The organism is Arcticibacter pallidicorallinus (assembly GCF_003002875.1).
In the GTDB taxonomy this organism is placed as follows: Bacteria; Bacteroidota; Bacteroidia; order Sphingobacteriales; family Sphingobacteriaceae; genus Arcticibacter; species Arcticibacter pallidicorallinus.
Genome location: NZ_PVTH01000001.1, coordinates 284,961 through 308,407, shown reverse-complemented (window position 1 = coordinate 308,407; position 23,447 = coordinate 284,961). Strand labels below are relative to the sequence as shown.

Genomic DNA, 23,447 nt, shown 5'->3' with positions numbered 1-23,447 from the left:
CTTATAGTGCTCATATTAGTACTCAGCAGTAATCACCTTTAATAGCGAACTGTTCGACTTCTCTGAATTGAATTCCTTTATCACCTCCTCACTTATCCGAGATTTTGTCCACTCAAGACGGCCCAAGAAAACATCCTTAGCTTTATCTGCAAAATCAGCGGCATCACTAAAAGAGCTGAGATATCCGTTTTTGCCGGTAAAAATCATCTCATTTGCGCCACCTACATCTGTCAACACGCATGGTAGGCCCATAGCCATCGCTTCCAACGCAGCGATCGAAAATGTTTCAACCGCCTTAGAGGTTAATATAAATAAGTCAGAAGCCGCCAAGAATGACTTGACATCTTTCTGAATGCCTAAGACCTTAATATAGTTAGATAAACCCTGCTCCTCAATCAATGATGTTATGGCTTCTTTTCTGTTCTTTTGAATCCCGTTACCTCCGACAAAAATCATATACGCATCTATATTATGTTTCGATCGTAGGATATTCAACACGGCGATTGATAGCTCGTGGTTCTTTTCAACATCATAGCGTGCAACCTGTATAATAACAAAAGCTTCCGTCGGTATTCCTAGTTCGCGCCTGATACTATCTCTATCATACATTTGCGCAATTTGATAATTAAAGGCTTGGGGATCAATCCCATTATAAACCAAACTAAATCTCTCCTTGCGTATAAGTAATGTCTTCGAAAGATGCAACAGTTGGTTATTGGAAACAGTTACTAAGCGAACATCTTTTTGCAATAGAAACCTCGTAAAAAAATCTTTCAAGTAAGAGTAATTGTCGGTATACACAGTTGTATGGAAAATAACAGACCGCTTAACTTCGTTCAATCGGAATACAAACAGATAGCAGTACAAACTGTTACAAAAGACATGGCCAATCTCCCTGTCTTTTATCAATTTTTTAATTTTGACGCTCGGTTTCAAATCAAAATTATATCTCCTCGGGATATTAATAATTTCAATTCCGTCCAACAATCGATCAGACATATCGTTATTGTCACTCACATTGACGATAACAACGGGAACCCCAATGACTTTCAAGTAATTAGCGAACAATACAAGATGCTGTTGGGCACCCCCGAACTTTAAATTGTATGTCAAAAGCAAAATTTCCTTCATTGTTCTTTACGTTTTTTATAAATACTTTCTATAATCTCATTATTCTGTCGAACTGCGCGTTTTCTCCATTCTTTGATTGATAAGGACATATCAGAAAAGTCAGTTTCATGGCGCTCAAAAAACTCCAAACTCTTGATTAGCGCCTGGGTGTCTACATCATGCATAATCAAGCCCGTCACACCATTTTGTACATATTCAGGAAGCCCTCCCACAGGAGTTACCAGAACGGGTCTGTTCAGCGCGTAAGCAGTCATAATAACGCCGCTTTGTGTTGCATCAAGATAGGGGCAAACTATTAGCTTAGAATTTAAAATGATTTTTACTAGTTCGTCGTTAGAAAGATGTTTATCAATGACCTGCAACGATTTTGATGTAAATTTTGCAAAACCAGGATCATAAGAGCCAATGCGTTTACCTGCTACAACGTATGATCCGACCCTATCTTCCCTTCCGAGCAATTTTATGGCATTAAGAAATAAATCGATTCCTTTATAAGGCGAAAGCCGGCCTACAAAGGTAATATTGCGATCCATTACCTCTAAGGACGGTTGATAGTTTGAATAAACAGTATACGGTAGAAGCTTTATCAAGTACACATCGCTCTTTTTCGAAACTATACCTCTCAGTTGATTTTTGCTGAATTCTGAGAAACAAACATATTTTTTTGTGAAGAAAAAAAAAGCGCTCTTCAGAAGCTTACGTTTAATCATACTTTCGCCGGAATGCGGAAGCGGATCATGAGCATTTATAACCAGCTTTTGAGGATTAAGGCTAAGGTATGGCAGCATCCAAACTTGTCTTAAAGACAAATCTTCGAAATGTACGTAGTCTGGCTGAATACGTCGCAATTGAGAGACGAAATTTATCGCTCGTTTAAAAGCTAGAAGAGAAAGGCTTTGGGGATTAGCATACGTCAAAAAATAAGTCTCTTTGGTATTTACAAAATATGACTCTAGCTCCGAAATATTCCATTTACTTTTTACGTCATAAAAGGATACAAGTGGAGGATACGCTGAAAGGTCAATATCCAAATCAAAAATGTTTGCCTTAAGCCCTTCTTTACCGAGCTCAATAAAAACGTATACACTATGCGTCAAACTTATTTGTTTGATGTATTCCAACGCTGCATCTAAATAATATACATGGGTGTAATAAACAACCTTTGTCTTTTCAGTCATAATATAATATGAAGACTAACCAATATGTCCCTCTCAAAGTCAGACATCATGGACAGTGATAATTCCTAATAAACTTCTATTCCCTTTTCGTCATTTGTATTGGTAGTCGCGAAATAGCCGATGAAAATCGCCGTACCAAATATTGATGTATCAAATGGAGACCACCCAAAGAATCCATATAAAAACAAAGATGTCAAGACTCCTACGAATGTCATGTTAATTATATTGATATACGAGTTACTTGTCGAGCAGAGTTTTGAAAGGCGATGAACCTTGGAGATCACATAACTTAGCCACGTCAACAATCCCAGAATTCCCACTTCAGCAGCAATTATTACGTGAATGTTATGAATGGGATTTGATGTAAAGAAATCCATCGTCACCTTACCTCCGAAAGGATCGCTAACTAATTTATGGGCCAAATAATATACATGAGAATTAACCCCGATCCCTATTAGCTTCGACTGTCGCCAAATTTCGTACCCTAATAATCCATGAATGAACCGATTATCAAATTGTTCTTCAGAATCACTTTTCAAGTACATCTCACTCAGTGGGCTCAGATAAAACACAAACAGTAAAAATGAGAAACCAATCGCGAAAATTAGTATGTTTTTAAAAGTAAAAACCCCCTTCCCTTGCCTGAAAATCACCCACAGTAATATCACAACCGCCATCAACACTATATAAGTAGTGCGAGAGTAGGTTAGAAATAGGACAAACAAACTCATGCCAATAACAGCAGTGGACAGCTTTTTCTCGTAATGATTTAGATAGTTTGCTAGAAAAAAGACAACTGAAATTAAGCAATACAACGCCAAGTGGCCTGGATGTGTGAATATACCGACTGCTGATCTATACCCCTCTCGCCTTTCTGCCCAGTGCATTGCAGCCTCACCTTTAAAAAACGATGCTAACGCTTCAATGCCTAATACCGGATAACATATTGCAAGGAAAAATTGTATCGTAATGGTTATGGTTAGACCGTCGAATATTCCTCTATAAATTTGATCTCGCGTAAAATTTCGCTCGATTACCTTTAACAGTAATAGCATTTGAGTGACGAACGATAAAGGCACCAAAGCGGAAACAGGAAACGGATTTATGGGATTAAAAAAAGACACGAAGCAAAGTCCAACAAATAAGTAAAACCAAGGATTGGATTTGAAACTAAATGCTTTCAGGGGAAGCCGATAATAGCCGATTACGGAGAACAGTAAAAAAAACAAAAATGGCACTTCTAACCTTATTCCATTCCCAAATTGACCAAGTAGTTCATCTGTCATGAAAGAGTACAAAGTAAATCCATATCCAAAAGGCAGCGTCTGAACAAAACAGCTAATTAGTAAATGCTTTGCTCGCTTTCCTTGTTTTACCGCCGATAACCACCTAGCAAGCCCAATTACGCATAATATTATTAGAAATATTCTATCCATTCGCAAGCATATAACGCTGGTACACTACTGAACTAAACAAGGGGTGCTTTTGGCGCTGGAAGACTTTCAATTAAAAACGCCTCGGCCTCACTTCGCCATATTGAGATTGATTTATTAACAAACTCCCAGTCTATCTGCTTTTTCATCAACAAGTTTAGCTTCTCCGAATCGTAATCGCTCATCATATTATCCTCAAGTTGGAGCTTTTCTAAAAGACTGGTAATGCGCTCATTCATCCCTGTTGCTGCCCCAGTATTAGGCAGAATAACAAAATTTCTGTTCAAGATTATAGAAAAAACCATACCATGAAATGAGTTGGTAATTACAAATTGCGAATCATCAATCAATTTGAGCCACTCCTCAATAGTTGGGAAGCTGTTCCCTGAAAAATCATAGTTTGACGATACATGGGAAATCGTAACATTCGGCAGACTGGAAACATGATCAATATACTTACTCCTGTTCTTTATTAAGCTATTTCCTAAGGTGTATATAAAAATACTCGAAACGTTATTCATCACAGGTGAAGAGCTCTGGTATAATGATGACCAGATCGCCTTATCTAATAAAAATGTGGGGTCAGGAAGCCAGATTGCGTTATCGCAGCCAACATCCTTACAAATCTCCAAGCCTGAAAATTCCCTAACGCTAACTGCATCAAATCTGCCTATATTCCTAATAAACAAATCTTTCGTCGTATCAGATAACCGCTTTTGTCCGAAGCTAGCAGCGTACGCTATTCTTTTGATATTTTCGTCTCCAAACCCTAATAAGTACGGTTCACATGATGGTGAAAAGGTGTTATTCCATACTTGATCACTTCCTGCAATATAGACGTCTGCTATCGGCGGGTTGTTCTGTAGCTCCTTAAGCGACGCATACTGTTCTGCGCTATAAGTTAAATATTTAGCCTTAAAATCTTCAAAGCGTCTTGGTGTTAATTTGCTCTCTTTTGCCAGCTTGTAAGAGATGATTCTACGGTTTACGAAAGCCTTTAAATTGAATGTGAGCAAGCGCTTTAATATGGATTTCTTTTTTATATCGCCAATACCCTGATATCTAATGAAAAAAACATCGTAACCCAGGTTCTTTAAAAACGTCATCAACGCATATGCTTGAAGCACTTGTCCGTAATTCGAATGCGTCCACCAAAATGTCATTATACCTACCCTAACTTTGTGCATCATGTTTTAATTTGATTAACGTTTACCTTACTTCAACTAATTCAGATAGTGGCCTCCTCTTTGAGTTAGCGACTTTATAATTGTCCTTTAAATGTCCAACGGCAATAAACATAATTGGAACGCAATCATCGTCGGTCTTTAAGGCATTATTAAACGCCTCACGCATTGACGAATTATAACTTGTATTTAAACAACATGTAGCCAATCCTTTAGAGTGTAGACCTAGTACGATTGACATTGCGAACATCCCACCATCAATGTAAACCTGATATCTTTCGTAAGAAAAAAAAGACGATAACTTCCCTGTGACTACGATTAACGAACTAATCTTATCACCAAAGCCCTTATTCCCGTTTTGAACGTTAAGCAGAGCCTTCTTCAATGCATAATTATCATGTTCGATCACGTACACTTTCCATGCTTGACGGTTGCATACCGACGGGGCATACTTTGCCGTATCGATTGTATCAAGAATAATCTTAGTATCAACTGGCTCTTCGGCAAAATCCCTAATGCTGTGACGAGATTTAAAAAATGAATCGAAATCGAAATCTAATAGTGGCAACAAATCTTGCCTATTCATTGGAAGGGTACCGCCGACAGACTCTAGATCACTTTGATTATAAGCTTGTATCAAGTTTTCGATCAATGGCACTAATGGCGAAGTCTCTTTGTTATGCTTTTTATCGAACGCTAGATACTCCTGCAGAGTAGAAACGGAAATGTCAGAAATACTGTCCTTGCCATAAGTCTGAATATACATTTGCAGCTTACTTATCAGCTCAGTAATACGTTCGATACCAAAACCTGGCCTAGGAATAGGCAATGCAAGCCCTTTCTCTACTGCATGATATTCCTTAATTAGGTACGCCTGTATCATCTCCTTACTTTTTAGATCAAGTGATGCAGAGTACTTCCTGTAGTTTCGATAGTCTTCAAAATAGTCAGAAAATATTCTGTAACTCGTCTTGTTAGATCGATACGCCTTTCTAAAACTAGACGGAAGTATCTTCTTTAACACTTTTTTCATATATATACTATATAATAAAATTAACTATGAACTGAATACACGCTTCTGTAAGCGACAAAACACCTGATCAACTAATATTTTTTCGTCCTGACATAAACCCAGGAAATAAACGGTAACTATAAACACAAGAGAAGAGCAGACGATAGTAATAATAAATCTGCCCTCACCTTCAAAGTTAGACGTAACGAGGAAGCAAACAAGAACCGCACAACAAAGGGGAATAATTTCACGCATGAAAACTCTGTTCACGAACGTGTTGATTGATAGCCCAGCCAAACTCTTTAATATTACTAACCTTAAGGTACAGGCTACCGCTTCAATGAGAATAAAACTTACTAATACTGTATACGCAGCTTTTCCAGAATGTAATAATAGATAAGCTATAGGCAAGTTCAACAACAACACGGTCCCTATTAGCGTTTGGTAGACCTTAATCCTTCCTGTAGCCTGAATCGCTGATTGGAGGCCAATAGTTAACTGGTTTACTAACAATCCAACCAAATTCAGAATACAAAAAACGGTTGCTCCATCGGGAACATCACCAAGCCAAACAATTAAGATTGATTCCATTTCGAAAATGCAAGGAACCGCGATGAAGGCTAAGAGAAAAAAACCAAACTTACTCGCCATCATCGACAATCTTAACATTCGCGATCGATCGTTCGCACCTTCGCTTTTCATGATTTGCGGGTTAAGAACTCTCAATAATGTTGCTGAGAAAAAATTAAGCTGAGAAGCCACTTGATTCGCAATACCATAAGCTGCATTAACAACTGCACCTAAGAACAGGTTTAGCAAGATTGCTATACCTTGAGTTCGACTAAGGCCGCAAACAGTTCCGAAAAGATTCCAACCTGCAAAGGACGTCAATTTCCTCAAAAGCCCGCGACTTATGATTTTTGGGCCCTTAAATGCACATTCGGAATATTTATTAAAGCAGTAGGTTCCATATAGGACTAGACTTATAACGGATATTCCGGCATTCAAAATCCCATAGACTATTAGTTTATCGCTATCTATGTACAATAAGGCCCATGCAATTCCTAATCGAAGAGTCGTTTCCGTAATATTAACGACGGCTATCCAAATCATATTCTCATGAGATGTCAAAATCCCTACGAACGGAACACTTATCACCGAAAAAAACACGGTAATCGACATATAATGAAATATAGTTTTAGCCGCTTCAATTCGGTCAGGAGGTATATTTAGAAAATCCGCGAACAAAATTAATCCAGCCATTTCAAGTACCACTACTATAACACCACCTATTATGACATGCAAAAACAAACTATTGATAAAGATATTGCGTTGCATTGCCCGGTCGTTCTTGCCCTGATTGAACGACAAAAATCGTTGAGTAGAGGTAGCCATCGCGGTGTTCAAAAATGACAACATTGCAATGACTCCAGCCACCAAGTTGAAAATTCCGTAATCCGTATGACCGAGAGCATTAAGCACCAAACGGGTGGTATATAAAGACACGCCAACCGTAAGTAGCATCCTGCCATAAAGGACGCAGGTATTCAGCATGACTTTGCTTGCAGAACGCATAAAGACTAATATGATTTATATATTATTTTGATTTTATCGCGTTCTTTAGATATGCAGCAAAACCCTTGGGCTGATCCTGATCTCCATAAGTTCCATAGCCATACCCATAACCGTAGCCGTAACCATAACCATAGCCACCTTCCAACTTTATATCATTAACAAGTATAGCCATTTTGGTCATTCGCTTGTTTATGTCTAATTCGTTGGCAATTGCGAGCTGTTTCTTGTTTGTATAATTCTGCCTTACGACATATAACGTCAAGTCTGCATACTTCGATAGAAGCTGGGCATCAGTAACAAGACCTACGGGAGGAGCATCAACTATTATATAATCGAACGTTTTGTTCAAAAATTCCATTAGGTCATCAGTCCTGGATGCTAAAATCGTTTCTGAAGGATTCGGCGGAATAGGACCCGAAGTAACAATAAAAAGATTCTCATGAATGCCAGAAGGTAAAACTACTGAAGCCGGTTCAACGTTCGGCGAAATAATGTAGTTAGTAAAACCATATTCTCCTGAAATGCTTAGTTTGTTTGAGATGTTCGGCTTTCTTAAATCCATCTCCATTACTACAACTTTCTTGCCTGAAATCGCCAAAACGTTTGCTAGGTTGAGTGAAACAAACGACTTTCCCTCTCCGGACATGCTTGAGGTCAGCAAAATAGTCTTTTCACCAGGCTTGAGAAAGAACGAGAGATTCGTGCGCAGACCCCTAAATTGCTCTGAAATCGAAGATCGAGAGTGCTGTCTTGCCACAATGGTTTCGGTCTCTTTACTTTTGCTGATTTCTCCTATTATCGGGATGCTAGTACGACTTACAACATCATCCTTCGTCACAATATTAGTGTTTAAAAGATCTCTTAAATATAATATAGCAAAAGGTAAAACAAGGCCAAAAGCTAAACCAAATACGAGAATTATTATCCTTTTTGGACTGATGGGTTTAGGATTCGCCTTGGGTGGATCAATCACTTTTGAATTCGAGATATTCGATGTCTTCGAAATTGCGGTCTCCTCACGTTTCTGTAGCAGAAAGACGTACAGCTCCTGCTTAATCTGCTGTTGTCTGGCCATATCCAAATAGGTTCGCTGTGTTGCAGGAACTCTTTTGATTTCTCCTTCCGCTTGAGCCGTTCTCTTTCTTAACTCATTACCGCTAATAGTTAGAGAAGCTTTGGTATTAGAAATGTTTGCCAACATATCCTTACGTAAATTAGAAATCTGCTGGTCGAGATTTTGGACATATGGGTTGGTTTCTGTTGATGAAAGTGAAAGCCTATCGCGTTCTAAGAGAATTGAGTTATACTTTTCGATCAGACTATTAAACACGTTATCGCCTGGTAAAACAGCACTTGGTAAAACTCTCTTAGTCGCATTCGCATCTCGAAGATAGCCTTCCAAAGATGCGAGGATATTAAGCTGTGTTTCAATTTCTGCAAGACTATTTACATATTCACTTGAATTCTCTATTAGCAATTTTGATTGCGCATCGATATCAGCGATTCTGCTATTTTGTCTGAATGTCTGAATCTTACTCTCGATAGTGCCCAATTCGTCGCCCACAAGCATCAAACGGTTGTCAATAAACGCAATAGTACTGTCCGCGATGATATTTTTGTCTTCTTTATTTCCTTCGACATACTTTTCGATCAATGTTCTCAAAAAATCCTCACCCTTTCGTGGCAACGGATAGTTAAAGCTAAGGTCAATTGCGCTAACTTGTTTGTTCACAACTGAAACCTGAAAATTTCTCATCAGTTCAGCGACCTTATTATCTATTGACGTGATGTTGAAGAGATACTTCTTGTTCTTAAACGGTACGTCAAGATTTCTAACAATTGCAATCTTGCCCATCTCGTCGACAACAAAAGGTTCCCCGAAGTTTACCGTCTTTACAAAACTCTCGTTTGATACCTCTATCTTGGACGGAGCTATTTGTTTCAATTCAAAGGAAGTAGCAATAACCGAATCTCCGATGCTAAGTGGAACCACTTCGAAAGGCGCCTGATAGATCTCCACATCTTTTATGCGCCCCTTATGATAGTATGTTACGTTAGCATTTAGTTCCTTTGTAACTTGTTCCATTAGATACCGAGTTTTCAAAACCTCAGCTTCATTATCAACAGAACTCTTCGCTCCCAAAATGCCTCCCAAATCGAGAAGGTCACCCTGGCTAGCGAGCCCGCCTTTTTTCTCGTCGTTCACGAGCAGTTTTGCAGATATTTTGTAGACCGGGGTCTGGTACCTAGCATACAGAAAGGCTATTAGTATACCTATACCAGCACTTATCAAAAACCATATCCAATTCGCAGTTATCTTTCCTAAGAACTGGATTATATCTCTATTCTCTTCTTTGTTCATCAAACTATTACTCGTATTTACTTTATGAATGTTCATATAGAACGATCTTCCTATAACCGACTCAGAGCGACAATCAAAACGGATAAAATTGACCCAACGATCGCTAACGTCTGAGTCCTCGCAGCATTGTTCGCCGCTACCTTTGCTTTGCCCGGCTCTACATAAATCACGTCATTTTGTCTCAAAAAAAAGTAAGGTGATTTAAAGATATCCGTTGAATTTAAGTTAAAACGGGTAAACTCCTTAGTCCCATTATTATCTCGGATTAATAACACATTTTCCCGTCGCCCGTAAATTGTGAGGTCGCCTGCCAATCCAATAGCATCAAGGAGAGTAACCTTTTCATTTGGCAAGGTATATGTCGCCGGTCGTGAAACTTCGCCGATAATTGTTATCTTATAGTTTGCGAACCTCACTTGGACATTTGGCTCTTTGAAGAATTCAGACGCTTTTGTCTGAATTAAATCCCTTGCTTGATAAGTTGTCAAGCCTGCGAGCTTCATACTCCCCAACATCGGCATAGTCACGGTTCCATTCTTATCCACAAGAAATCCACTTATCGTCTGGGAACCGACAGTGGACGCGGAACTAGCACCTATAGCTGGCATAGCGGAAACCTGATTAACCGACGCCGAAGTAGCTGGGTCTATTGTCTGTACTGTAATACTGAGTAAGTCGTCCGGCTGAATAACCGGTTCTTTGAACTCTGCGGGAATAATCTTTCGATAAGCCGCTGTATCAGGTATGTCTGTAAAGTAAACAGACTTTTTTGTTACAACACAAGAGGACAGAATTAACACCCCAAAAAGAGCAATAATGAGGCATAATTTGTCGTAGGCTCTGCTTTTTAACATATTTTGATAGATAATTTTTTCTCTTTTATAGTACTAATTTGGGCTTGTAAAAGTTACGCAATTTACCATTTTTTTTGATTTTGATCACTTTTTCTTAATTATTCATATATAATACCCATTTCATTGGATAATTTTTCAATAAATCGGTCGATCTTAAATGAGCTTATTAGTGGAACATTGATTGGGAACGGCTAATTGGCATACTAATAAGAGTACAAATATTCACATTTTTTCTCGTTTATAAAAACTGGCCATTATAGACGGTCAATTCTGCTCACCGTGTTAATGTCTGAATAGAAAGGAGGCATAGTGCTCAATTAAGTGTGTCATTGATTTATCGCTTTCCTAAGTAGATATTCAAATCATTTCTAGCCGAAGCCCAGCTGAATATCTTTCCGCTCCATCCGTGGCTAGCACTCATGAAAATCAGGTAGGTTGACGATAAAGTGCCTCGCAAATTAAATATCCAAATTTTCACAAATTCAAGTATTTACCTTATTACATTTGGTCATAAACCAATCAAAATGAAGTACCTAAAATTATTATCATTCCTCTTCGTCTTATCACTTATTTCTTGTCAAAAGGAGAAACATGAAGAAGAACCAGACGAAAACGCACCTGTCGTCACGATGTTGGAAGTCGAATCCTATAGTAGCATCCCCAAAGAGGTCACGAAGGTGCGGCTAACAGAACTACTGAAGGATACTTATGTCGAGATGATCCCGGAAACTAACATACACGACACGGCAAAAGCGGTCTTGTCGATATCCTACAAAAAAGTTCCTAAGAGGTTTAATGCATTGATATCCGTCTATCGCAGGGATGGAAGTGTTGAAGAAACGAAGGTATCAGACATCGATCTTTTGAATGGAAGAAAATGCACCTATTTCGTAGACATGTTTAAAGTGGGTTTTACAATTCGAGTCAATGATAAATGGATAGACACTATAGTCGTTAAGTTTTAAAAGACTTAAGGAATTCATATCGTTTATACTTCCAACGAACCTGCAAATGCCGTTCTGGAGTTCCTGCCGAGATAATCTGTCATAAAAGCATATCCGTAAATCGTAACGTTCAACCACCCGGATGGGATCTCCAGATCTGCTAACTGATCCCCTCGGAAAAATTGGTCCATACTCACGATCACCTCTTCCTTCTCGGGGCAACTGATCACAACAGTTGCCCTGTCATAAACACGGTCTCCAAGAAAATCGCCCCCCTGCCAGCTTATTTTTACACGCCCCGGAGTGCCCGCGGCAATCTTACAACCCAAAGGTCTGCAAACCATCTTATCCTTGCTGAGCACGAGCTTTGAATAATCGGGTCCTGGATGCTCATCGGTTCCGGTTAAGGTTGCGTAATTCTCTTTAACCGCCAGGTTTAAAGCAGTAGCTCGTCGCAGATCCTGATTGGAATATCCTCGTTCAATTACATCCTTTAAAGGCAGTAAAAATTTATTTACCGCTGCGAAACGTGCCCTTGCGGCCAGCTGTTTTGCGCTAGGCTCTTTTTGCGTTTTTTTAGACAGGCTTCTCACGTAGTGAATACCTCTCCAGCTGCTACCGACAGTGTTTCCGACCTTTCCGGAAAGTGGCCCAAACAGGCCGTGCTTTAGAATGCCCATAATTTCGATCTTTTTAAATGGTTAGTATTTGATTTCATGATCATATCAGATCTTCCGCATGTAGATGAAGAATAGTACTAATGAGCCGATCGACAATAATGCGATCACCCACCAAAGGCTCTTATCGTTCTTCTTTACCGTCTCCTTTTGTAGCTTCTCTGTCCGCGCTTTCGTATCTTCTTTCTGCGATCCTGTAGATTGAACATGCTGCTGCCGGCTGCTGGAATCTGCCGAACGAATAGTGCTCTGCGTTTTCCCCCGTAACCTCAGCACACTCGCCGAACCTGCAAACCCTCCTTTCGCCGAAAAACTAAAAGGACCCAACGGCACAATCTCCACCTCAAACTCCGCCCCGCTCGAGTCGCTATACGTAAACACCCTACTCGCCCAATCCACCGAATCCACCTTCCAATCCAGAGAAGCCTTCCGGCTATCCGTTCGAACACTATCCTGCCTGCTCACCACCTCCTTCCTCAACAAAGAACAACCTCCCCCAAAAAACAAAATCAAAAATCCCGAAAAAACACAAAAAACCTTTTTCATAGCGCCTCCTCCCATCTGGCTACCTGGTAAATGGAACCAACCAGCCTCCGCTTGCGGTACACCCCATCCCCTTCCCTGCTCCCGGCTTCATTCGTATTTCCCTCCACCGTAATCACATACTTATCGTCCCAGGAATCGACAAAGCCTACATGCGCGATCCGCTTCTTATCGGGGAAGTAGATCCCAAAGACATCCCCTTTGCGGGGACGTCTCGCTGCTCCTCCATCAACGGGCTTCATCTGAAGAATCCTTGACCGCTGCCAGCAAACCTTCTTTGCCGGAAACAGATCCGGACTCCAGCCTGAACGCGGATTCCGGATCTTCGCCTGTCCCAATGACCAGCACACAAAGGCTGCGCACCAGGGGTTCCCCTTCTTCAGCCCGACATAGGCGAGATACATCTCCACCCGTTCCCCGTCATTCTTCCCGCTTTGTTCGCGGATACCAATCTCAGCCGTATAGATCCCCCAAAGGCTGAGCAACACCATCAGGCCCGCTTTCATAACAGGGCCATGAGTGTCATCACGAAACCCGCCAGCAGCAGGAGATAGAATCCAAGGTAGATCATCACTTTCTCTCTGGCTGCCAGTCCCCGGAATTCATACTCGAAATCGCATTCTGAATACACCGTGAACACCGGCCAAATCGCCTTCATCACCCGCCAGGTGACGGCCTTGAAAAGCAGGAAGGACAAGATGGCCATGATCACCGCACTGAGCGCACCGGGATCCAGGGCTGCGGAGGTTACATCCACATGGCGGCACAGCCAGGGGAAGGCTAAAAATAATACGAGCAAAAGGGCTATGCTGATCGGTTCGTTATAGCGGGCGGTACTTACCGGCCGCAGATCTAAAAATTCCATTTTCTAATTAGTTTAATTGTTAGTAAAAAAGGCGGAGGATCGACCCTCCGCCTTCTGGCAATCTTACCCGAACTTATCCGACCTTACAGGATCGGCAGCCCTCCTGCATACGCAGTAGCGGAGTTCTCACCTTTCTCGCTTGTGGCGAACAGGTATGCGTACACCGTGGTGCTTGACCAGTTCGACGGAACTTCGATCTCTGCTACCTGGTCCTCACGAAGGTATTCCTCCATGGATACAAGAGCTTCCATCTTCTCGGGACAGTAAACAACAATCGTGATCTTGTCCTTTGAGCGGTCTTCTAAACCTCCGTTGAACATCTGCCAGCTTACTTTCACCGATCCGTCCAGGCCTGCGCCAAGCTTACAGCCGAAAGGTTTTGTCAGGGTCAGCCCCTTGCTCAGAATGATCTGGGTGTAGTCGAGCTGCGGATCCAGCTCTGTTCCGATCAGCGCTGCCTGATTGACCCGGAACGCCTGGTTGAAGGCTGTGGACCGGCCATCGTACTGCCTGGAGAATCCCCTGTCTACTGCGTTCTTCACCAGCAATAGGAATTGAGACAACAGCGTGAAGCGTGCTCGTACTGCCAGTTGCTTGGCTGTAGGATTCTTTGGAGTCCTCTTTGCTAAACCTCTCATGTAATCGATGTCCCTCCAGTTACTACCAATAACACTTCCTACTTTTCCTGAAAATGCGCCATTGACGCCTTGATTAAATTGTGCCATTTTTTTAATTTTTAAAATTGTTAATACTTGATTTGTTTACATCAGTCATTCATATACCGGTATGTCGTTCTGATGAATCAAAAGTATTGTGACACTGAAGGGATGACGATTTTTTGGCTGAAATCGACAAAATTTTATGGATTTTTTAAAAAAACATAGTCCAAATGCAGTCTATGGATGCTTACTCAACACAAAGAACCTATCACGACTGGTTATTAAGAGGCATCATTTGACAGGTTGTACTAACGCTTAAGGAAGGTTATCTTTGGTCGTCTAAACAATATGCAATCTTGAATAAAATTTCGTTAAACGCCATTGAGGACTATATAAGTTCAAATCAACCTGAGTTGCTCTCAAGTCACAAGAAACTAAGCTTACCTGTAATTAGAAGGATTTATAACAAAATGCGCATTGGCATTAAGTTTGATGAAATTAAGGTGTGTGACGGCATAATTATCGATGGTTTGTACAAATGTTAATCTTATTAGACATAGACGGAGTAATGGTTCCTGGAACTTCCTGGAAGCGCCCTGAGTTTTTATCAGATGGATTCCCTGTATTTAGTTTTAAAGCTGTAAAAGCTTTAAAACGGATAATAAGTGAGACTGGAGCTAATATTCTACTAACCACATCGCATAAATCCAAGTATGATTCTACTCAATGGAATGAGATCTTCAGGAAAAGATATCCGAGCAAATCGTATTGATAGACTTCTTACAAACTCCAGTGAATTAAGCCGGAAGGATGAGATCTTAAGTTGGTATTATTCAGGTAATCATTCTGAAGCATTCGTAATTCTTGATGATGATAAATGCTTAAACGACCTGCCCGAGAATATCAAGGATCATCTTGTACTGACTAGTTCGTCTTTAAGTTTGACAGATGAGCTAGCGGAAGAAGCGATTACAAAGCTGACACAAGAAGCTTTAATGCATTAAATTCTATTTGATCTAGTTTTGATACAAATGCGGTAGATATCTTCGCTAAATCCGCAAATTTGTGGATTAGCGAAGATATTACCTACCCTGTGCTGGCCGGAATCTACTCCAGATCCTTTTCCTGGTAATAACGCTTACCCAGCAGGTGTACCGACGGCAGCTTCCCTGCCTTTTCCCACTCTGCCATCAGGCGCACGGGCACTTTCTTTTTTTCTGCTGCCTCATCTACCGTAAACAACCTGGCATCGTTTCCCCGCTCATTCTGTATGCGCAGCAGTTCTTTGATTTCCCTCAGCTCGGATATAATGGCAAATGCCAGAGCCAGCAGCCGCTCGCCTGAACGAACGACCTGAAAGGAATGGCGGCTAATGCTGATCTGTCTGTCCTTCATCTTCGTTTGCTTTTATACCGCTTTTGATAATGTCGGAGAGCCTGTAGTAACTGCGGGACCCGATTAGGATAGGTAGCAGTACGCCCGCCTGCTTCCAGTTATACAGCGTTTGCAGGGTCACTCTTAACTTCTCTGCGGTTTCCTCCTGGGTCAGCAGCCGGGTATCCAGCCCCTGCTCGTTCTGCTGCTGAAGAAGTGCTTTTATTTCTTTTAACTCGGCAAGGACGTCCGATGCCCGCGCAACCAGGCTTTCCATAATGCTGACGGATTGGAACAGACTTCTGCTCATATTCAATATGCTTGTTTTCATGATTCAGGGATTTGGGAGGATTTCTGAGACTTTGTAATAAAATTTTCGGCCGATCAGTATGGAGGTCAGCTTGCCTTGGGCTACCCAGGTCCGCAGGGTCCTGGGCTTTACATGCAGCTTTTCTGCGGCTTCGGCGACCGAGAAAACACGTAATTCTTCGCCGGCCGGCCTCTGCTCAAACAATAGTTGCCTGATCTCCCGCAGCTCGCTCAGGATCACGAAGGTTTGCGACAGCAGGCTGTCAAACAGGTTGACGGCTTTAAAAACGTTTCTGCTTAAAGACAGCAGATGATTCTTCATCTTGTAGGATGATACTTGGTTGTTCATCATAATAATATTTCAGTTAATGCATTCGCAAGGTTTACCCATTCTGCCTTATTGAATAACGTGTATTCGATGCGGAGGCAGCTTACCGTCTGGTCTTCTTTCAGGTGATGGTTTCTTTCATGATAATTCAGGTTTTGGTGAACGGATAGTGAAACAAGGTGCTTCACGTGAATGGCTTGCTGGAGTTGGATAACGATGAAACGGCCGCACGAAGGTTCAATGACCCTGGCTCTTTTGGCAAGCCTTGCTTTCAATATATTGGATATGGTTTCGATTCTGGAGGAATGACCGCGGATAAGCTTATTGGCTTCCGTGCATAATGAACCGTTCTTGTGCATGATAATGGCTATCTGATCCATTGACCGGCATCGGGGTCCATCCAGCAAGGCGTCGTTCTCTTTTAATACCCGCACTAGTCCTGTCTCTGCAACAACAAATCCGGCCTGCTCCCAGAGGCGGCTCGCCCTGCTGACCACCGACACGAAGATCACCCTGCCTGCATGTTGCTTTACCGATAAGCGGCGCGGCAGATTGGTCATGGCGTATTCCGACTCAAATTCATACGCAATGATCCTAAAGTTGTACGCTTTTGATAATTCAATCAGCCGGTCGCGGTTCCTCTCGCTGGTGATCATCCCGAAAGGCCAGGAGGAGTCTGGACGGATAAATACAGCCCTGACTTTCCTGCTCCGGCAGATCTCCTGAAGCGCATCCATATCCATGCCGTGCTCTTCTTCGCTGCCCGTGACAGCTACCTCACAACCCAGGCTTCGAAAAATGGTGTACGGACAGGCGTCCTGCTCGCTCTCCATCACCACCAGATCGTCTCTCTCCAGTATGGCGGCAGCCACCGCTTTCAAGGCGGTTCCTCTGCCCGGAATGAAAATATTCTCCATCCCCGTGTACAGGCCGAGCGCATAAAGCTTTTTAACGATCTGTTCGGAAAGAACTTTCTCGGAACAAACGCCCGCTAACTTACCTCTCGCTCTGGAGTAGACCGCTTTATGCATCTTATCGCTAATCGTTCCCAGATTCGGTTCTGCCCGCATTTCAAGGATCGCAACGTCGAGGCTCGGGGGAAGGAAACTCGCCAACCGCCTGTATCCGGCGGGCTCTTCCTGAGCGCTGGAAAACTGGTTAATTGTGGAGATCTCCTCTTTAATCAGCGGCACGAGATAGGTTCGCGAGCCTTTTACGATGATAATACCTTTTTCTTTCAATCGCCTGTAGGCGTGATATACGGTAATATGGCAGGTCCGGTAAATTTTGGCGAGATATCGCGATGGAGGAAGGCGCACTTCGGAGCCCGGAGCTAAAGATTCCCGCAGCAGGATAATTCTGTCGACTATCTGCTTTCTGAGGCACAAGGCGGAATTAAGAGGTTGATAAAGAAGGGTTTTTGAGAGATCGTCCATAATGGTTAGTATGGACAGCAATTAAAGAAATTTCCTCCTTATAAAAATAAAAGTCGCCTGGAAAGTGTTCGCAAGTTCTTTGTTAACCTGTAATTAAGTTTTCTTGTTACTTAACGGTCGGGTAAGAGAACGTAGGACGAACTTTTGTAGATGAAATCTGATGAAATGTCCTGCAAAACGCAACAAATCACACTATAATTGATTTTAATCGCCTTTATATGTTCTTCCTTTTGCCTCATGCCTGAAGCAAAAAAGAGTATAAACGCCCTTTTTGGAGAGAGACTCGGAAAATTTAAGAAAAAAGCCAATATTTCGATCGCAAAAATCAGTTACGCAACCTCCATCAGCGTCAATTACGTCACCGATACGATTAACGGAAAGAGAAACCCGACGCTTTTACACGTAGAAAGCTATGCCAACTTGTTCGGCGTATCCGCATCTGAACTGTTACGCTTTGATGGTTCAGTACCCAGTCGCGAAGATCTTCAGCAAAACATCCGCAAATATTTCAAAGTTCTCGGATACAATCCCACACCCGGTTTTAAAAAACTGGGACCTGCTTATATTGTCGAAGAGTTTATTGCAGAATCTGAACCATTCGGTCCGCTGGAGGCCGCAGAAATCAAGAACCTCTGCAACCAGGCTAAAGGCACATCTTACAAGACCAACGATGTATCCCGCATCTTAAATAACCTCGCCGAAGAAGGCATCATCTACAAAACCCAAACCGGCAATGCCAAGAAGCCGGCGTATAAGAAGGTGGAGGAGTAGGGTTTCACAAATCTATGACCTGGACGAAAACGATACCCGCTTCCCTGGCTGGAAATGCACTTTATTTTCATCTTCTTTCGGTAGTCGCTTCGTGGTTATCGTCGTCGTCTTCGCAAGCATTTTCAAGCTCCTCCGTTCCTGATCCCGCAGTAGCCTGTTACCCTCATAGCACATGTTGTGAATAGACGCTCCCCGTGTTTGTTGCGCCTCGTTGAGTTCCATATTTACAGGTCTTGCGGGATATTCTCCCGGTTCTTCCGCGTGGAAAGCAGCAATGATAGCGCAGGGACTGAACTCCTTGCTGTTGAGCAATACATAACCTTCTTCCATCCGGGTTTCGCTATAAGCCAGCAGTGACACGCTGAGCATCAGCAGCTGATCGGGTTCCGGCAGGGTTTCAAAACGGATTTCCCGGGCCTCCAGCTGAGCCTGCCAGCGGAATTCCAGATCCTTTACTTCCAGATATTCATAATACTCCTTGCGGAAGTTAAAACCGATCAGACTGAAACGGAGCCTGTACTTGCTCACCGGTTTGCTGATGCTTAGGGGCACCTTCAGGTCGGTTTTGGCGTTCAAAGCCCCCATGAAAACGCTGAGTCGACCCTCTTCATCCCGCTCTACCCGCTGGCTAACCTGCAGCACTTCGCTCAGCCGGCTTTTGATGTTGAAGTCCATCCCGATGAGGCTCTCCAGATCCGCATCATGCAGGTCACGCTGACCAACGCTTCCTGTGAGGCTGCCCCGAAGACCCCGATACACCAGCTGCGTGCTGCGGCTGACCGCCTCGCCGTCCCGGTGCACGTAGGCCGGCTCGAAGGCCTGCCTGATTACTGCCGCCGTGGTACTGGAAAGCCCAAACTCCGTGGAGGCCCGGATGCTGGCACTGGTCTGTTCGAATTTGCGGGGTTTCCCCTGGATGATGTTCAATTCGCGGTAACCGCGATATACTACGGAACCTGCTGTTCCGCGTACTATGCCTTTCTTATCTACTTTTGCCATAACGTTGTTTGATTTTTAGAACAAGGTAATCCGGCGGAAATCAGATGACGATTTTTTAGCCAAAATCGACAAAATTTTATGGATTTTTTAAAATTCCGTAGCTCAAAAGCCGTCATGCATAGCAGAGACTCAGCTTTGTACTCCTTTAAATGAGGAACTATATGTGGAGATTAGAGTCAGTCAAAAGTCCCACCTGGAATAACTACAGTCGGACTTATCAGGGGATGGAAGCTGCCTTTTACCGGCTTGATATAAGCCATCTGTCACAACCACTGAACCTATCCTCTCTCGTAGAACCGGTTGAAGCACTTCATGCACATGTATCTTTTCAGGTTCAGAAAAGGGACAAGTGACTTTACTATAGCACCTCTTTTGATTCGCACGGTATCAACGGTGCTGCAGCGTGGGCATTTGTGCATTTTTGTGACAAGGGATTCGTGTGCTTGAGGCATAATTTAAGTATGTCTTATATATAAGGCAATAAAAGAGCCGTAAAACAGGGAAGCACAAAGTCGGTGCGATGAAAAAAATCAAGGATAATAATGTGGACAATTGGTGGTGATTTTTTCCCCTTCTTCCTCAGGCAACCAGGATATTACAGGTCTATGATTGGTGTGTAGTTTCGAAATAAACTACACAAAATTTTACACATTCGTACTTGAACAGGTAAAAGCGGGGGTAAGCATAGCGGTTACTTATGGGCGAAAAAAAGAAATCGTCGGCTATCTTCGTCCAGATTTGGAGAATAGATTCTTGGAGCCAGTTTCTTTAATTTCCCGCTCCTGAAAAGTGTGGATATGGCGCGACTTATCTCAGCATCGCTGGAGGAGAATATAATTTCCTGAAGATGCAAGGGAGTATTCTTATCCATATCTACAAAAATTTAAGGCTAAATACGAAATAAATCCCCTTATACACAAATTTTTCAAGACATAGCCACCTATTTTTACAAATTTTTCAAGACAAGCACCAATTCCGCATTAGGCATAGCACAAAAAAAAAGAGCTCTCGATGGGCGGGAGCTCAAACTAACCAATTATAAACCTAAATTATTGAAAGGATCTTTATCAGATAATAAGCTCTTTAACCTTCCACCTATTACCTTCAGTATTTTATAAACTTCTGATGTAAGATACGTCTCCGTCCGGAGTAACCTTTACCAGTACATTTTCTTTTTCGTTCTTCAGATTCACAAAGTAGCTGGTGTTGTAGAATCTTTTTCCGGTCAGCAGTTGCATATGAGCATCAGCCTGGCCATCGTAGTCGTAACGAACCACTTCATTTACTTTGTAGTCTCCGTAAAGCTTTGCCAGTCTCTTCTTACCAACAGCTGGAATCTTCTCTGCAGCAACATACTGGGTTGTTGCAATGTATTCTCCGTTTCTGTCAAAGAAAGCCGACATGGTTTTTCCCTCTAGCGTAAATACTGCTTTCTGGAAGTTGCTGGTTACTGTCCACTTTACGTTTTCAGCACCGTAGTATTTGTTTAAAAAGTTGTTTTCAGCGAAATAAGAAACTTCCGCATCCTTTTTGTCATTCTTGTCGGCAGCAAAGCCTGTAGCAGACAGAACAGTGATTAAGCAGGCGAGTAAAATCTTTTTCATAACGTGTGTTTTTATTTTCATAACAAAAGTAGACACAAATTAAATAAATGCAAATTATATTTGAACTTTTATGAATATTTTATAATTAAATACCCTTAACTATAAAAATATTAAAATACAGCTGCCGCAATCGTGCGTCATTTAACAATTTCTCATTCTGCTCCGGATGCAGCCTCGAGGAAAAAATATTTGCTTTTCAATTTTTTTTCTGTTTCCGACTGCTACATTTGATCGCTAACATCATTCATACATGAACACAGAAAAATCTTATCGCGACGCACTCATCGATGCCCTGATCGTCATCGAAGACAACTATCAAAGACTTTTGGTTCTCGGCATGGAACTGATCATGTATGAGGATAAACGAAACGGACTGGTTCCTTTTGAAGACGGAGATGAAATTCCCGTGTATGTGGATGTCTTCGAAGCTTCGGATATTCCTGCGGTTAGAACGGTTGGTCAGGCTATTCTCCTGATCAGGGAAATCAGCTTTTCCCTGCGGAATATCAATAAGTTCTCCAATGAGGAAATAGTCGACCGGCAGCCACTGCTTGACTGCTTCGGGGAGCCGGAGCATGAAATGTCTACGGATGAAGAGATATCGTTCGAAGAGTTTAAATCGGGGATCTATGTTAGCTTTAGCGATATCATGTTCTTTTGCAATTCCAGCGCTTATTGGATGATCCATGGGAAGGATGGCGGTGAGGAACTTCATCATGACTTCTTCTTCCCGACGGAGGAAACCTACGCCCTGCTGTCAAGCAAGGATTGCAACGTCAAACTGCTGGTTGATCTCTCCAGGTATCTGGATGGGCATCGCGACCAGGTTTGGAACGACTAGCTCAGCACTTTGCTGATGCCAGGGCAACAACCTGTGACTTTTTTGACACAATTTGGTGTCATCCTATACATAGTGGGTGCAAAGGCTTGCTAGTTAGTTAATAACATATTAAATTAACTAAGTCAACCTGGTGTAACACCTGCATTATGAATTCCAATATTGGAACACTTTATAAAATCGCCAATCAACCGCTTCGTACGATCATCGGCCTCATGTCGGGCACCTCATTCGATGGCCTGGACGTGGCCTTGTGCGAATTCCGCGGAACAGGAACCCATACTTCTGTACACGTAAAACACTTCGTTACGAAAGAATACGAGCCGGCGTTTAAGGAAGAAATCAAATCTGTTTTTGCCAGGAAAGACGCCGATCTGGAGAAGGTCACCCTGCTGAATGCTTTCATCGGAAATTACTACGCCGGGCTTATTCAGGAGTGCCTTACAGAATGGAAGGTGAGTAATGAAGAGGTTGACCTGATTGCCAGCCACGGACAAACGATCTTTCATGCCCCCAAACACCATCGTCCGGATGATGCCTACGGTAATGCCACGTTGCAAATCGGCGACGCCGATCATCTCGCGGTAAAAAGTGGTATTATAACCTTAAGTGATTTCCGTCAGAAACATATTGCAGCAGGCGGTGAAGGTGCGCCACTGGCCGTTTACGGAGATTACCTGATTTTTTCGGATCCTGCCGAAAGCCGTATCATGCTCAATATCGGTGGTATCGCCAACTTTACCTGCTTACCCGCAGGCAGGACTGAGCAGTTCTTCTCCACCGACACAGGGCCTGGCAATACCCTCATGGATCAGTATGTGCAGGCGCACTTTCCGGGTTTGTACTATGACCGGGATTCGGCAATGGCGTCGAAAGGAACCGTGAATACAGCGCTGTTAAATGCGCTGCTCGACAACGTGTTCTTCAGCGCTCCTTTCCCTAAAACAACCGGACCGGAGCTGTTTAATATGGCGTACCTGGATACTGCGATGAAAGCCTCGGCGCAGCATGATCTCTCAGCAAATGATATTCTGGCAACACTGGCCTGGTTTTCTGCAAAGACCATCATCGATGCCATAGAGACTACGGTCAAACGGACGGAAGATTTTGAGATCTACGTAAGCGGCGGCGGCATGTACAACCCGCTTCTGATCGCTCATATCGAAAAGCATTTTTCGCGGACCATCAAATCAACAACGCATCTGGGTATAAACCCCGACGCAAAGGAAGCTGTACTTTTCGCCCTGCTAGCCAATGAAGCGGTTGCAGGTAATGCGGAGACTTTGAAAGGTATAGTTGGCATTCCTCAGGTATTTATGGGAAAAATCAGCTTTCCGCGATAAACTCCACGTGTAACCAATTTATTCACCC

Annotated in this window: 27 protein-coding genes; 7 read left to right on the top strand and 20 right to left on the bottom strand. The window is 42.6% G+C overall.

Features of this window, described 5'->3' with window-relative positions; translation table 11 throughout:
- Positions 1-15: 15 nt before the first annotated feature.
- The 8 genes from B0I27_RS01285 to B0I27_RS01250 form a co-directional block, all read right to left on the bottom strand.
- Entirely contained in the window at positions 16-1,131 is a 1,116-nt protein-coding gene (locus B0I27_RS01285; protein WP_106290591.1) for a glycosyltransferase family 4 protein, read from the bottom strand.
- Positions 1,128-2,309, bottom strand: coding sequence for a glycosyltransferase family 4 protein (locus tag B0I27_RS01280; RefSeq protein WP_106290589.1), 1,182 nt, complete (start codon positions 2,307-2,309; stop codon positions 1,128-1,130). The genes B0I27_RS01285 and B0I27_RS01280 overlap by 4 nt, the downstream gene beginning before the upstream one ends.
- Before the next feature lie 65 nt (positions 2,310-2,374).
- Positions 2,375-3,745 carry an O-antigen ligase family protein gene (locus tag B0I27_RS01275; RefSeq protein ID WP_106290587.1) on the bottom strand — a complete coding sequence of 457 codons (1,371 nt, stop codon included), beginning with the start codon at positions 3,743-3,745 and terminating at the stop codon, positions 2,375-2,377.
- 32 nt (positions 3,746-3,777) lie between these two features.
- Positions 3,778-4,932 carry a polysaccharide pyruvyl transferase family protein gene (locus tag B0I27_RS01270; protein WP_106290585.1) on the bottom strand — a complete coding sequence of 385 codons (1,155 nt, stop codon included), beginning with the start codon at positions 4,930-4,932 and terminating at the stop codon, positions 3,778-3,780.
- A 19-nt stretch (positions 4,933-4,951) separates the two neighbouring features.
- Positions 4,952-5,959, bottom strand: a complete 1,008-nt coding sequence (locus B0I27_RS01265; protein WP_106290583.1) for a nitroreductase family protein — start codon at positions 5,957-5,959, stop codon at positions 4,952-4,954.
- A gap of 24 nt (positions 5,960-5,983) precedes the next feature.
- Positions 5,984-7,513 (bottom strand): oligosaccharide flippase family protein, encoded by a 1,530-nt coding sequence (locus tag B0I27_RS01260; RefSeq protein WP_106290581.1) that lies wholly within the window; start codon positions 7,511-7,513, stop codon positions 5,984-5,986.
- A gap of 22 nt (positions 7,514-7,535) precedes the next feature.
- Positions 7,536-9,875, bottom strand: coding sequence for a GumC family protein (locus B0I27_RS01255; RefSeq protein WP_245925396.1), 2,340 nt, complete (start codon positions 9,873-9,875; stop codon positions 7,536-7,538).
- A gap of 50 nt (positions 9,876-9,925) precedes the next feature.
- The gene (locus B0I27_RS01250) at positions 9,926-10,729 is read right to left on the bottom strand and encodes a polysaccharide biosynthesis/export family protein (protein ID WP_106290577.1); all 804 of its coding nucleotides are present in this window, start codon (positions 10,727-10,729) and stop codon (positions 9,926-9,928) included.
- 524 nt (positions 10,730-11,253) lie between these two features.
- Between B0I27_RS01250 and B0I27_RS01245 the strand changes: the two genes are divergently transcribed.
- Positions 11,254-11,694, top strand: a complete 441-nt coding sequence (locus B0I27_RS01245) for a hypothetical protein (protein ID WP_106290575.1) — start codon at positions 11,254-11,256, stop codon at positions 11,692-11,694.
- A gap of 23 nt (positions 11,695-11,717) precedes the next feature.
- On the opposite strand, the gene B0I27_RS01240 is transcribed toward B0I27_RS01245, so the two are convergent.
- The 5 genes from B0I27_RS01240 to B0I27_RS01220 form a co-directional block, all read right to left on the bottom strand.
- Positions 11,718-12,353, bottom strand: a complete 636-nt coding sequence (locus B0I27_RS01240) for a DUF6266 family protein (protein ID WP_106290573.1) — start codon at positions 12,351-12,353, stop codon at positions 11,718-11,720.
- Positions 12,354-12,398: 45 nt separating this feature from the next.
- Positions 12,399-12,896, bottom strand: a complete 498-nt coding sequence (locus B0I27_RS01235) for a hypothetical protein (protein WP_106290571.1) — start codon at positions 12,894-12,896, stop codon at positions 12,399-12,401.
- A complete protein-coding gene (locus B0I27_RS01230) occupies positions 12,893-13,399 on the bottom strand; it encodes a CHAP domain-containing protein (RefSeq protein ID WP_245925395.1) in 507 nt (168 codons plus the stop codon). The genes B0I27_RS01235 and B0I27_RS01230 overlap by 4 nt, the downstream gene beginning before the upstream one ends.
- Complete coding sequence (locus B0I27_RS01225; RefSeq protein WP_106290569.1) at positions 13,396-13,758, bottom strand: hypothetical protein; 363 nt, start codon at positions 13,756-13,758, stop codon at positions 13,396-13,398. Before B0I27_RS01225 ends, B0I27_RS01230 begins: the two co-directional genes overlap by 4 nt.
- An 83-nt stretch (positions 13,759-13,841) precedes the next feature.
- On the bottom strand, positions 13,842-14,483 hold the full coding sequence (locus B0I27_RS01220; RefSeq protein WP_106290567.1) for a DUF6266 family protein: 642 nt from the start codon (positions 14,481-14,483) through the stop codon (positions 13,842-13,844).
- Between the two features lie 472 nt (positions 14,484-14,955).
- On the opposite strand from B0I27_RS01220, the gene B0I27_RS17865 reads away from it, so the two are divergent.
- A complete protein-coding gene (locus B0I27_RS17865; protein WP_219904958.1) occupies positions 14,956-15,189 on the top strand; it encodes an HAD domain-containing protein in 234 nt (77 codons plus the stop codon).
- Positions 15,131-15,421 carry an HAD domain-containing protein gene (locus B0I27_RS17700; RefSeq protein WP_281260329.1) on the top strand — a complete coding sequence of 97 codons (291 nt, stop codon included), beginning with the start codon at positions 15,131-15,133 and terminating at the stop codon, positions 15,419-15,421. Before B0I27_RS17865 ends, B0I27_RS17700 begins: the two co-directional genes overlap by 59 nt.
- Positions 15,422-15,524: 103 nt before the next feature.
- On the opposite strand, the gene B0I27_RS01210 is transcribed toward B0I27_RS17700, so the two are convergent.
- Genes B0I27_RS01210 through B0I27_RS01195 form a run of 4 tightly spaced genes read right to left on the bottom strand, consistent with a single transcriptional unit; the run spans position 15,525 to position 17,864 of the window.
- The gene (locus B0I27_RS01210; RefSeq protein WP_106290565.1) at positions 15,525-15,812 is read right to left on the bottom strand and encodes a MerR family transcriptional regulator; all 288 of its coding nucleotides are present in this window, start codon (positions 15,810-15,812) and stop codon (positions 15,525-15,527) included.
- On the bottom strand, positions 15,787-16,122 hold the full coding sequence (locus B0I27_RS01205) for a helix-turn-helix transcriptional regulator (protein WP_106290563.1): 336 nt from the start codon (positions 16,120-16,122) through the stop codon (positions 15,787-15,789). Before B0I27_RS01205 ends, B0I27_RS01210 begins: the two co-directional genes overlap by 26 nt.
- Positions 16,123-16,125: 3 nt before the next feature.
- On the bottom strand, positions 16,126-16,452 hold the full coding sequence (locus B0I27_RS01200) for a helix-turn-helix domain-containing protein (protein WP_106290561.1): 327 nt from the start codon (positions 16,450-16,452) through the stop codon (positions 16,126-16,128).
- Positions 16,449-17,864, bottom strand: a complete 1,416-nt coding sequence (locus tag B0I27_RS01195) for an aminotransferase-like domain-containing protein (protein WP_106290559.1) — start codon at positions 17,862-17,864, stop codon at positions 16,449-16,451. The genes B0I27_RS01200 and B0I27_RS01195 overlap by 4 nt, the downstream gene beginning before the upstream one ends.
- Before the next feature lie 237 nt (positions 17,865-18,101).
- On the opposite strand from B0I27_RS01195, the gene B0I27_RS01190 reads away from it, so the two are divergent.
- The gene (locus tag B0I27_RS01190) at positions 18,102-18,635 is read left to right on the top strand and encodes a helix-turn-helix domain-containing protein (RefSeq protein WP_106290557.1); all 534 of its coding nucleotides are present in this window, start codon (positions 18,102-18,104) and stop codon (positions 18,633-18,635) included.
- Positions 18,636-18,647: 12 nt separating this feature from the next.
- On the opposite strand, the gene B0I27_RS01185 is transcribed toward B0I27_RS01190, so the two are convergent.
- On the bottom strand, positions 18,648-19,634 hold the full coding sequence (locus tag B0I27_RS01185; protein ID WP_181276643.1) for a hypothetical protein: 987 nt from the start codon (positions 19,632-19,634) through the stop codon (positions 18,648-18,650).
- 161 nt (positions 19,635-19,795) lie between these two features.
- On the opposite strand from B0I27_RS01185, the gene B0I27_RS01180 reads away from it, so the two are divergent.
- Positions 19,796-19,987: a hypothetical protein gene (locus tag B0I27_RS01180; protein WP_106290555.1), complete on the top strand. Its 192-nt coding sequence runs from the start codon at positions 19,796-19,798 to the stop codon at positions 19,985-19,987.
- A gap of 338 nt (positions 19,988-20,325) precedes the next feature.
- Here the strand turns inward: B0I27_RS01180 and B0I27_RS17425 are convergent, their stop codons facing one another.
- Both B0I27_RS17425 and B0I27_RS01175 read right to left on the bottom strand, forming a co-directional pair.
- Positions 20,326-20,505, bottom strand: coding sequence for a hypothetical protein (locus B0I27_RS17425; RefSeq protein WP_181276642.1), 180 nt, complete (start codon positions 20,503-20,505; stop codon positions 20,326-20,328).
- Positions 20,506-20,746: 241 nt separating this feature from the next.
- Positions 20,747-21,238: a hypothetical protein gene (locus B0I27_RS01175; protein WP_146133071.1), complete on the bottom strand. Its 492-nt coding sequence runs from the start codon at positions 21,236-21,238 to the stop codon at positions 20,747-20,749.
- 250 nt (positions 21,239-21,488) lie between these two features.
- Between B0I27_RS01175 and B0I27_RS01170 the strand changes: the two genes are divergently transcribed.
- Complete coding sequence (locus tag B0I27_RS01170; RefSeq protein WP_106290551.1) at positions 21,489-22,079, top strand: hypothetical protein; 591 nt, start codon at positions 21,489-21,491, stop codon at positions 22,077-22,079.
- A 146-nt stretch (positions 22,080-22,225) separates the two neighbouring features.
- Positions 22,226-23,419 carry an anhydro-N-acetylmuramic acid kinase gene (locus B0I27_RS01165; protein WP_106290549.1) on the top strand — a complete coding sequence of 398 codons (1,194 nt, stop codon included), beginning with the start codon at positions 22,226-22,228 and terminating at the stop codon, positions 23,417-23,419.
- Positions 23,420-23,447: the final 28 nt, after the last annotated feature.

Excerpts from the sequence above, each read along its gene's own strand:
- B0I27_RS01285 (WP_106290591.1), bottom strand. The coding sequence starts at position 1,131 with ATGAAGGAAATTTTGCTTTTGACATACAATTTAAAGTTCGGGGGTGCC.
- B0I27_RS01280 (WP_106290589.1), bottom strand. The coding sequence starts at position 2,309 with ATGACTGAAAAGACAAAGGTTGTTTATTACACCCATGTATATTATTTA.
- B0I27_RS01275 (WP_106290587.1), bottom strand. The coding sequence starts at position 3,745 with ATGGATAGAATATTTCTAATAATATTATGCGTAATTGGGCTTGCTAGG.
- B0I27_RS01270 (WP_106290585.1), bottom strand. The coding sequence starts at position 4,932 with ATGATGCACAAAGTTAGGGTAGGTATAATGACATTTTGGTGGACGCAT.
- B0I27_RS01265 (WP_106290583.1), bottom strand. The coding sequence starts at position 5,959 with ATGAAAAAAGTGTTAAAGAAGATACTTCCGTCTAGTTTTAGAAAGGCG.
- B0I27_RS01260 (WP_106290581.1), bottom strand. The coding sequence starts at position 7,513 with ATGCGTTCTGCAAGCAAAGTCATGCTGAATACCTGCGTCCTTTATGGC.
- B0I27_RS01255 (WP_245925396.1), bottom strand. The coding sequence starts at position 9,875 with ATGAACAAAGAAGAGAATAGAGATATAATCCAGTTCTTAGGAAAGATA.
- B0I27_RS01250 (WP_106290577.1), bottom strand. The coding sequence starts at position 10,729 with ATGTTAAAAAGCAGAGCCTACGACAAATTATGCCTCATTATTGCTCTT.
- B0I27_RS01245 (WP_106290575.1), top strand. The coding sequence starts at position 11,254 with ATGAAGTACCTAAAATTATTATCATTCCTCTTCGTCTTATCACTTATT.
- B0I27_RS01240 (WP_106290573.1), bottom strand. The coding sequence starts at position 12,353 with ATGGGCATTCTAAAGCACGGCCTGTTTGGGCCACTTTCCGGAAAGGTC.
- B0I27_RS01235 (WP_106290571.1), bottom strand. The coding sequence starts at position 12,896 with ATGAAAAAGGTTTTTTGTGTTTTTTCGGGATTTTTGATTTTGTTTTTT.
- B0I27_RS01230 (WP_245925395.1), bottom strand. The coding sequence starts at position 13,399 with ATGAAAGCGGGCCTGATGGTGTTGCTCAGCCTTTGGGGGATCTATACG.
- B0I27_RS01225 (WP_106290569.1), bottom strand. The coding sequence starts at position 13,758 with ATGGAATTTTTAGATCTGCGGCCGGTAAGTACCGCCCGCTATAACGAA.
- B0I27_RS01220 (WP_106290567.1), bottom strand. The coding sequence starts at position 14,483 with ATGGCACAATTTAATCAAGGCGTCAATGGCGCATTTTCAGGAAAAGTA.
- B0I27_RS17865 (WP_219904958.1), top strand. The coding sequence starts at position 14,956 with ATGTTAATCTTATTAGACATAGACGGAGTAATGGTTCCTGGAACTTCC.
- B0I27_RS17700 (WP_281260329.1), top strand. The coding sequence starts at position 15,131 with ATGATTCTACTCAATGGAATGAGATCTTCAGGAAAAGATATCCGAGCA.
- B0I27_RS01210 (WP_106290565.1), bottom strand. The coding sequence starts at position 15,812 with ATGAAGGACAGACAGATCAGCATTAGCCGCCATTCCTTTCAGGTCGTT.
- B0I27_RS01205 (WP_106290563.1), bottom strand. The coding sequence starts at position 16,122 with ATGAAAACAAGCATATTGAATATGAGCAGAAGTCTGTTCCAATCCGTC.
- B0I27_RS01200 (WP_106290561.1), bottom strand. The coding sequence starts at position 16,452 with ATGATGAACAACCAAGTATCATCCTACAAGATGAAGAATCATCTGCTG.
- B0I27_RS01195 (WP_106290559.1), bottom strand. The coding sequence starts at position 17,864 with ATGGACGATCTCTCAAAAACCCTTCTTTATCAACCTCTTAATTCCGCC.
- B0I27_RS01190 (WP_106290557.1), top strand. The coding sequence starts at position 18,102 with ATGCCTGAAGCAAAAAAGAGTATAAACGCCCTTTTTGGAGAGAGACTC.
- B0I27_RS01185 (WP_181276643.1), bottom strand. The coding sequence starts at position 19,634 with ATGGCAAAAGTAGATAAGAAAGGCATAGTACGCGGAACAGCAGGTTCC.
- B0I27_RS01180 (WP_106290555.1), top strand. The coding sequence starts at position 19,796 with ATGTGGAGATTAGAGTCAGTCAAAAGTCCCACCTGGAATAACTACAGT.
- B0I27_RS17425 (WP_181276642.1), bottom strand. The coding sequence starts at position 20,505 with ATGGATAAGAATACTCCCTTGCATCTTCAGGAAATTATATTCTCCTCC.
- B0I27_RS01175 (WP_146133071.1), bottom strand. The coding sequence starts at position 21,238 with ATGAAAAAGATTTTACTCGCCTGCTTAATCACTGTTCTGTCTGCTACA.
- B0I27_RS01170 (WP_106290551.1), top strand. The coding sequence starts at position 21,489 with ATGAACACAGAAAAATCTTATCGCGACGCACTCATCGATGCCCTGATC.
- B0I27_RS01165 (WP_106290549.1), top strand. The coding sequence starts at position 22,226 with ATGAATTCCAATATTGGAACACTTTATAAAATCGCCAATCAACCGCTT.